1 protein-coding gene is annotated in these 1,288 nt (G+C 71.0%); it reads right to left on the reverse strand.

Annotation, left to right across the window (positions count from 1 at the left end):
* Positions 1-1,274 (reverse strand): type I polyketide synthase (locus ACFWTE_RS29975; protein ID WP_378783323.1); only part of this gene is annotated, 1,274 nt, incomplete at its 3' end.
* Positions 1,275-1,288: the final 14 nt, after the last annotated feature.

Here is a 1,288-nt window from a genome sequence, read left to right on the forward strand (position 1 = left end):
TCCAACCCCGCCACCAACTCACCACGGTCACCACCCCACACCGCAGCCCGAAACTCCAACCCCGCCCGATGCACCGCCAACGACAAACCCACGTCGGAAGGGGAGAGCCCGGGGTTGTCGAGGACGTGTTGGCGCAGTTTCTCGGCCTGGCCCCGCAGTGCCTGCGGGGATCGGGCGGACAGCACCCACGGCAGGGCCGGGAGGTCGGAGGCGTTGCCCGTTCGGACGGCGTCCTCCTCCCGGGGCGCCTCCTCCACGATCACGTGGGCGTTGGTGCCGCCGATACCGAAGGACGACACCCCCGCGCGGCGGGGGCGCTCCCCGCGCGGCCAGGGACGGGCGCGGTCGAGCAGCTCGACCCGGCCCGAGTCCCACTCCACGAACGGGGAGGGTTCCTCCGCATGCAGACTCCTCGGCATCAACTCGTGGCGCATCGCCTGCACCATCTTGATGACGCCTCCGGCGCCCGCCGTGACCTGTGTGTGTCCGATGTTGGACTTGAGGGAGCCGAGGTAGAGCGGGCGGTCCTCGGGCCGTCCCTGGCCGTAGGTCGCCAGCAGCGCCTGCGCCTCGATCGGGTCCCCCAGCCGGGTCCCCGTCCCGTGCGCCTCCACCACGTCCACATCCGTGGCCGACAGGCCCGCGTTCTCCAACGCCTCCCGGATCACCCGCTCCTGGGCAGGACCGTTCGGTGCCTTCAACCCGTTGGAGGCGCCGTCCTGGTTCACCGCGCTCCCTCTGACCAGGGCCAGCACCCGGTGCCCGAGTCGTCTGGCGTCCGAGAGGCGCTCCACCACCAGCAGGCCCACGCCCTCCGACCACGCCGTTCCGTCCGCCCCGGCGGAGAAGGGGCGGCACCGCCCGTCCACCGACAGCGCGCGCTGACGGCAGAACTCCACGAACGACAACGGGGTCGGCATGACGGTCACACCGCCCGCCAGCGCCAGATCGCACTCACCCCGGCGCAGCGCGTTCACCGCCATGTGCAGCGTCACCAGAGACGACGAACACGCCGTGTCCACCGCCACCGCCGGACCCTCGAACCCGAACGTGTACGCCACCCGGCCCGAGGCCACGCTGCCCATGCTGTTGCTGTAGAGGAATCCCTCGATCCCCTCCGTGGCCAGTCCGTGCCGGATCCCGTACTCGTGGTACATCTGGCCGGCGTAGACGCCGGTTCTGCTACCCCGCAACGACGGAGCCGGAATACCCGCGTCCTCCAACGCCTCCCACACCGTCTCCAACAACAACCGCTGCTGCGGATCAGCCGCCAACGCCTCACGCGGCG

This window comes from Nocardiopsis sp. NPDC058631, from assembly GCF_042716955.1.
Taxonomy (GTDB): Bacteria; Actinomycetota; Actinomycetes; order Streptosporangiales; family Streptosporangiaceae; genus Nocardiopsis.